Source organism: [Limnothrix rosea] IAM M-220 (genome assembly GCF_001904615.1).
Taxonomy (GTDB): domain Bacteria; phylum Cyanobacteriota; class Cyanobacteriia; order Cyanobacteriales; family MRBY01; genus MRBY01.
Genome location: NZ_MRBY01000042.1, coordinates 25,820 through 35,355, shown reverse-complemented (window position 1 = coordinate 35,355; position 9,536 = coordinate 25,820). Strand labels below are relative to the sequence as shown.

The following is a 9,536-nucleotide window of genomic DNA, read 5'->3' as shown; positions in this document are numbered from 1 at the left end:
TGTCTCATTTGTTGGCATTTTCCTACCAACGCTGCATAGTCAATCCCGGAGAGCCGTAATTCTTTGACATGCTCAATTGTCATGGTATAGCCCCAAGCTTTTGTCAATGGTATTTTATCTAGGGTAAAAATTTGAATACATTGCCGTTGATATTCATTTTCTGCCGGCGATCGCCCCCCTTGATAACCTTCTAATTGATCTAACTGTTTTAAAATTTCGACATCATGGGCAAACTTCAGTAAGTATCCCTCTACCCAACCCGCTTCCATCGTCATCGCAGGATAGCCACGGGGATATTTTTCTGTATAAAACGGAATTTGATAGAGCCTTCCCTTGACCAGAGCTGGCAATGCACCAATTATTTTCCCAGCGCAAAATAGCTCAAAATTAAGATGCTCAGGTTTTAAAGTGCCGTAGACAAATACCTGTAGAGGTTCGGTTCTCTCCATCTTTACCCACCTAGAGTTGCGACAAATGAAGGGGATATAATCAACACATCCCAAATTCGGCAGAGGCAATGGATAAAACCTACAATATTTTGCTCGTAGATGATGAACCGGGCGTACGAGAGTCTGTACAAGCCTATTTGGATGATGATGAAAATTTGTCGGTGACGGCAGCGGAAAATGCAACAAAGGCTTTGGAATTGCTACAAACTTTCACGCCAGATCTTGTGATTTCCGACATTATGATGCCCCAGATGAGTGGCTATGATTTCCTCGAAAAGCTCCGCGAAGATCCCCGTTTCAAAACATTGCCCGTGGTTTTTCTGACTGCCCGTGGCATGACTAGCGATCGCATCCAAGGTTATCAAGCAGGCTGCGATGCCTATTTACCCAAGCCCTTTGAACCGGAAGAACTAGAAGCGATTGTCAAAAACCTTCTAACGAAAGAGGAGGCGATCGCCGAAACCCAAAGCGGTGGCGATGCAAATCTTGATGGCATTGCCCAAGATCTAAAAGAAATTAAACAGTTCCTTGGTCAACAAAACCAATTGGTGACGACTCCCCCTCCCCTAAAAATTGATCTCACTCCCCGTGAACAGAGTGTTTTAGATCTAGTTGCCCAGGGTCTGATGAACAAAGAAATTGCCAAGCAGCTCGAAACTAGCGTGCGTAACGTCGAAAAATACGTCAGCCGCCTCTTCGGTAAAACGGGCACAAATAGCCGTACCGAGCTTGTGCGCTATGCCCTTAAGCATGGCTTAACTCAGTGATTCAGTGAACAGTGAACAGTTATCAGTGAACAGTTATCAGGTATCAGTTATCAGTGAGCAGGTATCAGTGAGCAGGTATCAGTGAACAGTTATCAGTGAACAGTTATCAGGTATCAGTTATCAGTGAGCAGGTATCAGTTAACAGGGAATAGATATCAGACATCAGATTTCAGATTTCAGGAGATTTCAGATTTCAGGGTTTCGAGAGCAAGAGCTTGTAGTGGTCAGAAGATCATAGTCGAAGTTCCAAACAGTTATGTAAACCTAGAAAACAGTACGATTTCAAGCATTCTATTCGCTAAGTTGTTAAATTATTTCTTAGCTGTTGACATTGTCCATCATCCATTGATATCTGATAACTGTTCACTGATAACTGTTAACTGTCTATGCCGCAAGATCAAGTTCATCCCCAAGCAAACCGCGATCGCCTAATTGTTGATCAGCTTCTGAAGGGCAATCCGACAGAACATCATTTAGTGGAGTTGGCGCGGTTGCATATTCGCTATAAAGGCTTTCCGGGGGCGCGGGAAATTCAACAGGATTTGAAGCTGCTTTTTCAGCAGTGGGGGTTAACGGAAGAATCACTATTTGCCAAAACTAGAGAAATTCATAGTTCTGGAAGAGCTTACAGCCATTTACGTCAAGGGGAGGATGTTCAAGATTGGAGCTAAAGTATTCGCAGTTTAATGACAAACTCACGGCGGCGATCGCCCGTAATCAGACTATTTTGATTGCAGGACTAGATCCGAACCCAGAAATGTTGCCCCCACAGTTAGATAGTGGTGACTTGTTGGTAGATTTGGAAAGATGGCTACTGGGTGTCATTGAACAAACCTCAGATTTTGTCTGTGCCTACAAGCCGACCTTGGGTTTTTATCAAGTTTTTGGGGCAGCGGGATTTGAACTATTAACGCGCATTCTCAAAAAAATCCCCTCGGATCTTCCTGTCATTCTTGATGCGAAACACGCGGATTTAAACACTGGCACAACTTTCGCTCGCACAATTTTTCAAGATTGGGGTGTGGATGCCGTTACCCTCAGTCCTTACCCCGGGCAGGATCACATTGCGCCGTTTTTGCTTTACCCCGATAAAGCTGTTTTTTTGCAATGTCGTACTTCTAACCCCGGTGCTCTCAGCATTCAGGCTTATCCTGATCTCGAAACGCCTTTTTATCTCCATCTCGTCACAGAAACTAAGCAGTGGGGCACACCAGAACAAGTTGCCTTGGAAATTGGCGGCGATCGCCCGGAAACCTTTGCACGGGTAAGGAAAATTGCCCCAGAACGCTGGATTTTAGCGCGGAGTATTTGGCAGGATAAACATCCCCTTGAAGATATTTTACAAGCCGGACTAAATAGTAGCGGTTCTGGGTTATTAATTCCGGTGCCCAATGATTTTTTAAGCCAAACGAATTGCACCCAAACGGTTGATAGTCTTCGTCAAAAAATTGAAACGATTCGGACACCTTTTATTCCCGATCAAGCCAGCTGTGATATTTGGGAAACTGAACTAAAATTTCCCAACCGCCATCCCCAAGAAAAACTCATTTTGCAGCTTTTTGATTTGGGCTGTTTGATGTTTGGGGAATATGTGCAAGCGTCCGGCGCGACCTTTTCCTATTACATCGATCTGCGGAAAATCATCTCGAATCCACAGGTTTTTAGTGAAGTGCTTAAAGCCTATGCCGAGATTGTTGAGAAACTAAATTTTGACCGTGTTGCGGGAATTCCCTATGGCTCTTTGCCGACAGCGACGGGCTTGGCTTTGAAACTAAAAACGCCGATGATTTTCCCTCGTAAGGAAGTGAAAGCCCATGGTACGCGACGGTTAATTGAGGGTCACTTTGAAAAGGGTGAAACCATCGCCGTGATCGATGACATTTTGATTAGTGGTAAAAGTATCGTTGAAGGCGCACAAAAACTCGAATCGGCAGGCCTCGTCGTTAAAGATATGGTGGTGCTCATTGATCATGAAGGGGGCGTAAAAGATCGCCTTAAGGCTCAGGGTTACAACGCCTATTCGGTACTAACTATTTCTGAAATTACGGAAACATTGTTTGATACCGGACGCATTACGAAAGAGCAATACGAGAGCCTAACGAAAGATTAATTCTGCCAATTAGCCGCGTTTTTGATTACCTTAGGAAAGGTTTTACATTTACGCCAAATTTGCCGATGGGATTACACGTTTTAGAACATCTACAGATGGCGATCGCCACCCTGCGTACAAACAAAATGCGCAGCGGTTTAACGATGCTGGGCATTATTATCGGCAATGCGTCGGTCATTGCAATGGTGGGTTTGGGGCAAGGGGCACAAAAACTCGCCGCCGAAGAATTTGAATCCCTCGGCTCTAATGTGCTGTTTATCATCCCCGGTTCCCGCGCTGCCCAACGGACAACCATCGATTTGCCGAAGACCCTCGTTTGGGAAGATGCTCAGGCGATCGCCGAACAAGTGCCCAATGTCGCAGGCGTTGCCCCCCAGATTAATGGACGCGGCAATGTGCGTTTCCGGGGCGTGAACAAAGAGTCTTTAATTGTCGGTGTTACGCCAGAATTTCCCGATGTGCGGGAATTTATCCTAGATCGGGGTCGTTTTGTGATTGATGACGACCTGAAGCGCAATAAACGTATTGCTGTGGTCGGCTCAGAAATTGTCGATGAGATGTTTCAAAATGTCGACCCCGTCGGTCAAAAAATCCGTGTGCGTAATATTTCCTTCGATATTGTCGGCGTGATGGAAGAGAAGGGCGCATCCCTCGGCACAAATCTCGATAACGCGGTTTATATTCCCCTGACAACCATGGCGAATCAGGTGGTTGGTCGAACATCTCCCTTTGGTACAGAAGTCACCTTTATTTCTGTTTCCGGTGAGCGGGAAGACCGCGTCCGAGCCATGACCTTCCAAATTGAAAATCTTCTGCGGTTGCGCCACAAGATTGTCGATGAAGATGATTTTAGTGTGCAATCCCAACAGGATCTCCTCGAAGTTGCCAATACAATCACTGGCGCTTTAACGACAATGCTGGCGGCGATCGCCGGCATTTCCCTCCTCGTCGGCGGCATTGGCATCATGAATATCATGCTAGTTTCCGTTACAGAGCGCACTAGCGAAATCGGCCTCCGCAAAGCCCTCGGTGCAACTAGGGATGATGTATTGTTCCAATTTCTGATCGAATCTGTCATCCTTGCTGGAATTGGTGGAGCCTTTGGTACTAGCCTTGGCCTCGGCGGCATTATGCTCACCAACGCCCTCACTCCCTTAGCAGCTCCCATTTCGGCCACAACGATTCTTATTGCAGTCGGTGTATCTGGTGGAATTGGTTTATTTTTTGGTGTTTTTCCCGCCCGGCAAGCGGCCAAACTCGACCCCATCGTTGCCCTACGTTCCGAATAAGTGAAAACACGGAATTAAAAACTAATTTCAACAACAAATATCAACAAAAACCATCAAATATACTGAGAAGACTATTTATTTGATGCTCAGTTTTTCAGTGGCAAAATTTATCTGCAATTATTTGTTGCCCCAAGCGTCTTTTTTGGGACACATAAAAACCAGAAAGAACTTTAAAAACATCTCCGTATTTCCACTAGATTATGGCTTTTTTTGTTGTTTTTAAGTTCTATAAAAGCAGTGTTTCTCAGGAGTAGAAAACAACTTTAAATTTGAGATCTTTTACCTATATAAATGTTTAGTGAAGATTGCCATAAACCCATTGCACCACTAAGTGTCTATGGGTAAATTGTGTTTAGACAACAGCAAAGTACACAACAAACTTCTCTACTTTTTGGGGACAGCAATGCAGATAAATTTTCTTACAAACAAACTCATTCCAACATCCCTTCTAGCAGCAACAGCAGTTATGACAATTGCCGGTTCTGCCCAAGCTCTCGAATTATCAAATGGTAGTGCATTTGGTTTCGCCGGAGGTTTAGTGGAGCTTGATGTTGTTGATGCCAATAACTACTCAATTACCTTTGCAGAAACCACGTCTATTTACAATTGCTCCGGTGACTTCACCGCAGAATGTGATGGCGATGCAACTGCAGATGTGATGTTGGGTTTTGACCCTCGGACTTTATCTGTTGTGAATGGTGAACTAGACCCCACAACAATCGATCCTTTTCTCAGCAACATCACAACCACCAATAGCGATCCTGTTTCCTTCATTTTGACAGGCATTGAAACAATGTTTGCAATGGATAATGGACAGACGCAAATGGCAGGCTTAAGTCTCTTTGGTAATTTTTACGACGAGACTGGTTCTGTGGTTGGCTTTGGTTCTTTAACTTCGCAAGATATTTTCATGGTTGGTGAAACATTTAGTGGTTCTCTTGCTGTGCAAGCGGTGCCTACGCCTGCGGCTGTTTTGCCTATGATTGCTGGTCTTTTTGGTGCAGCGTCTAAGCGTAAAGAGGAGGAGGCATAAGACCAGGCTACAGGTTACTGAAAAATTATAGTCATTTCAGTTGGCTATGAAATAATGGATATCTCAAGTCCCCCTTGATCAGGCGGATTTAGAGGGATCGAGCGTCTCAGGCTTACTTGCAAAGACTATAGTTGAAAGCTTATTTGGAAATCTTCTGAGTCAGTTTGAGATGGTTAGAAAAGATTCTCATGATGAGGATCTTTTTTATTTGGAAAACGTCAGTTCGGGTTAAGGAGTTATCTGAATGCCTTGAAGACACGGGGACATTGGGATAGGGAGACACGGAGAGGGGGAGACACGGGACATCAACGTACACTCGCATTTTTTGACTCCTAGAATTGCTTGAATGAAAAGTCGCCCCATCCCTCGCTCTCCCTTTCGCCGCGTCGTCATTCCAGACCATGCTTAAACTGAACTCAGGTTTGGAAAAGTGTTTGTTGATTTTTTGAATCTAAGGTTAGAGAGTTTTTTAGGGAGCGTTATGTCATGTCTCAAAATTCCTGTTGTTCTTGAACACTGGTCTCAAGGAAGGGTATTAGCTATTTTTCTTGATGAACTTGAAATTAAGTGGTTTCTCAAGGTTGGTAGAAAGATATTGGTCAAGGTGAGAGAATCGCTACTGACTCTACCGGAATAGGGAGAATTTAATCGGCATTGCTGGGGAAGTTTTGGCGAAACTGAATCTGCTATACTCTTATTTGCTAAAAATGCGTGGATGCATAGCTCAGTGGATAGAGCAACCGCCTTCTAAGCGGTCGGTCGCAGGTTCGAATCCTGCTGCGTCCGTCTTTTCGACAATTTGCACCCTATGGCAGTTTTACACGGAACTTGGATCGCTCAAGGACAACAGTCCTACTTTTTTCTGTGGGGTGAAGTCTGGCGGAGTAGCTCAGAGGTTGAACCGCCTCTCCATCCTTTTACTTGCGATCGCCCGTCTTTGGAGGCGCTGCTCCAAGAAGAGCGCATTACTGTGCCGGAGGCCTTGGAGTGGCAAACGACCGCATTGACGCTACCTTCTAAAAAAGCGACAAAAACAAAAGCAGCATTTCCTCTTCTGTCAAACCAAGAAACACTGCCCGGTAAAACCACTATTTATCTGGAGTCGTGGCAGGTGGCAGGCCTAGGGCTAAATGCTCGACAAACGGCGAAAATCCTTGGGCAATTTCCCCTCAGTTCTGAGGCGATCGCCGGTGATTTACGGTTTTATTTGCAGGTGTACCGCTGGAGTTTGGCGCTAATCATTAGGCAAAAATTTGTACCTCATGTCATTGAATTAGAAGATGGTGAACATCTGGCAACGTGGGTGCCGATTTTAGACAGTGTGGCGGAACAACAACAGTTTGCCCAGTTTTTACAAGATATGCCCGCAATTTGTGCTGACGGGGCACAGCGGAAAAAGGTGCTGCTGAGTTTTCTAACCCAGATGGTGGATGCCCAGATTCGTCCCCATGCAAAACCTGTACAAAATTTTCCGAAAGGTTCTGTCGCCTCTCCGTGGGCTGATCGTCTCGCTAAGGCTAAACCAATTTTTGAGCTCGATGGGCGATCGCCGCAACAGTTACGCCATGCCTACGAAAGTTGGACATTTCCAGTTCGTGAACATTTGGTACAGCCACCAGAATTTGAGCTAAACCAATCGCTATTTCGCACTTGTTTTGAATTGGTTCCTCCCGCTGAAAGTCAAGAAAATTGGTCGCTAAATTATGGCTTGCAGGGATTGGGTAACGAAGAAGCGGAGATCATTCCGGCAACAGCGATTTGGTCTGACGCGGCGCAGTCCCAAGAAATTTTATTGAAGGGATTGGGCTTTGCCTCAAGGTTTTATGAACCCATTGTCAAAAGCCTAGACACCTCTCAACCTGTCGCGTGCGAGCTGGATGCCATTCAAGCCTATGAATTTATTCGCTCTGTGGCATGGCAACTGAAGGATAAAGGTTTGGGCGTAATTTTGCCGCCGGGACTAGAAGCAGGAGCCGAGGAAGCGCGATTGGGTGTGAAAATTTCGGCTAAGGTGAAGGACGAAAACCGCCTCAATTTACAGAGTTTATTGCAATACCAATTGCAAGTTGCGGTCGGGGAGACAACCCTCACGGAAAAAGAATTTGCGCAACTACTGGAGCGGCGATCGCTCCTCGTGGAAGTCGGTGGTCAATGGCTAGCATTGCAACCGACCGATGTGCGGGCAGCCCAAGAAGTTTATAAATTTAAAACCAATGCTCAGGAATTAAAGGTTGAAGATGCGTTGCGATTTAGCGCAGAAGAAGGGCAAATGTTTGCGAAATTGCCTGTGGTGGGTTTTGATGCGTCGGGCATTTTAAAAGAACTTATTTCCCATTTGGCAACGAACGAAAGTTTAGAGCTGGTTGATCCGCCAGAAGATTTAAACGCAACGTTACGACCTTATCAACAGAAAGGGATGAGCTGGCTCAAATTCCTCCAGCAGTGGGGTTTAGGAGCTTGTCTCGCCGATGATATGGGTTTAGGAAAAACGATCCAGTCCATTGCATTTTTACTTAAACTTCAGGAAGAAAAGAAATTAAAGCAGCCTGTTTTACTCGTTTGTCCCACTTCGGTGGTGAGCAATTGGGAGCGGGAAATCCAGAAATTTGCGCCGACTCTGTCTGCCATGATTCATCACGGCGATCGCCGCAAAAAAGGAAAAGCCTTTGCAACCCAAGCGAAAAAATTCAACGTTATTCTCACGAGTTATTCGTTGGTACATCGCGACCAAAAAGATCTTGCCGGAGTGCCGTGGCAGGGCATTATTCTCGATGAAGCGCAAAATATCAAAAACCCCAAAGCGAAGCAATCCCAAGCGGTACGGGAGCTGGATGCAGGTTTCAAAATTGCCCTCACAGGTACACCCGTAGAAAATCGCCTTAAGGAGCTTTGGTCAATCCTCGACTTTCTCAATCCCGGTTTCCTCGGTAATCAACAGTTTTTCCAACGACGCTTTGCCATTCCCATCGAAAAATACGGCGATCGCCAAACCCTAAATTCTCTACGGCAGTTAACGCAACCATTCATTTTGCGGCGACTGAAAACCGACAAAAATATTATCCAGGACTTGCCCGAAAAACAGGAAATGGAAATCTTTTGTAGCCTCTCAAAAGATCAGGCAAATATCTACCAAAAGCTGGTAGACCAATCCCTCGCAGACATTGAAAGTGCCGAAGGCATTAAGCGGCGCGGTTTGATTTTGACATTACTCTTGCGCCTAAAACAGCTTTGCAACCATCCGGCTTTGCTCCAAGAAAAACCCTCTTTATCCCAAAACTTTGCCCTGCGCTCCGGTAAGCTCCAACGTCTAGAAGAAATGTTAGAAGAATTAATCTCAGAGGGCGATCGGGCGCTAATCTTTACGCAATTTTCCGAATGGGGCAAACTCCTAAAACCCTATCTCGAAGAACGTCTCAGCAAAGAAGTGTTATTCCTCTACGGCGCAACGAAACGGGAAGCCCGCCAACAAATGTGCGATCGCTTTCAAAATGACCCCAATGCCCCCCACATTTTTATCTTGTCCCTAAAAGCAGGGGGAACAGGTTTAAACTTGACCCGCGCTAATCATGTCTTTCACGTAGATCGTTGGTGGAATCCCGCCGTCGAAAACCAAGCCACCGACCGAGCCTTTCGGATTGGTCAAAAGAAAAATGTACAGGTTCACAAATTCGTCTCCACTGGAACCCTAGAGGAAAAAATTAGTGCCATGATCGCTAGCAAAAAAGAACTTGCCGAACAAACCGTTAATGCTGGCGAAAACTGGGTCACAGAACTCGATACCAATCAATTGCGTGATTTATTACTTTTAGACCGCGATCGCCTGATTGAAGATTAACCGAGAATTTTGCGACGAACGATTATAATAAAGAGTCCGAAACAGCAAACAGT

7 protein-coding genes and 1 tRNA gene are annotated in these 9,536 nt (G+C 45.4%); 7 read left to right on the top strand and 1 reads right to left on the bottom strand.

What is annotated here, in order from left to right:
* On the bottom strand, positions 1-449 hold a 449-nt coding region (locus NIES208_RS14485; RefSeq protein ID WP_075893696.1), incomplete at its 3' end, for a gamma-glutamylcyclotransferase family protein.
* A 68-nt stretch (positions 450-517) separates the two neighbouring features.
* On the opposite strand from NIES208_RS14485, the gene NIES208_RS14480 reads away from it, so the two are divergent.
* From NIES208_RS14480 to NIES208_RS14445, 7 genes are all read left to right on the top strand, one after another.
* Complete coding sequence (locus NIES208_RS14480) at positions 518-1,216, top strand: response regulator transcription factor (RefSeq protein ID WP_075893695.1); 699 nt, start codon at positions 518-520, stop codon at positions 1,214-1,216.
* Between the two features lie 386 nt (positions 1,217-1,602).
* Positions 1,603-1,887, top strand: a complete 285-nt coding sequence (locus NIES208_RS14475) for a DUF3288 family protein (protein ID WP_075893694.1) — start codon at positions 1,603-1,605, stop codon at positions 1,885-1,887.
* A complete protein-coding gene (locus NIES208_RS14470) occupies positions 1,878-3,326 on the top strand; it encodes a bifunctional orotidine-5'-phosphate decarboxylase/orotate phosphoribosyltransferase (RefSeq protein ID WP_075893693.1) in 1,449 nt (482 codons plus the stop codon). Before NIES208_RS14475 ends, NIES208_RS14470 begins: the two co-directional genes overlap by 10 nt.
* A gap of 65 nt (positions 3,327-3,391) precedes the next feature.
* Positions 3,392-4,615, top strand: a complete 1,224-nt coding sequence (locus NIES208_RS14465; protein WP_075893692.1) for an ABC transporter permease — start codon at positions 3,392-3,394, stop codon at positions 4,613-4,615.
* Positions 4,616-5,081: 466 nt separating this feature from the next.
* On the top strand, positions 5,082-5,648 hold the full coding sequence (locus NIES208_RS14460; protein ID WP_171971777.1) for a PTPA-CTERM sorting domain-containing protein: 567 nt from the start codon (positions 5,082-5,084) through the stop codon (positions 5,646-5,648).
* Positions 5,649-6,361: 713 nt separating this feature from the next.
* A tRNA-Arg gene (locus NIES208_RS14450) sits at positions 6,362-6,434 on the top strand.
* A 22-nt stretch (positions 6,435-6,456) separates the two neighbouring features.
* Complete coding sequence (locus NIES208_RS14445; RefSeq protein WP_075893689.1) at positions 6,457-9,483, top strand: DEAD/DEAH box helicase; 3,027 nt, start codon at positions 6,457-6,459, stop codon at positions 9,481-9,483.
* The last annotated feature ends 53 nt before the right edge of the window (positions 9,484-9,536 follow it).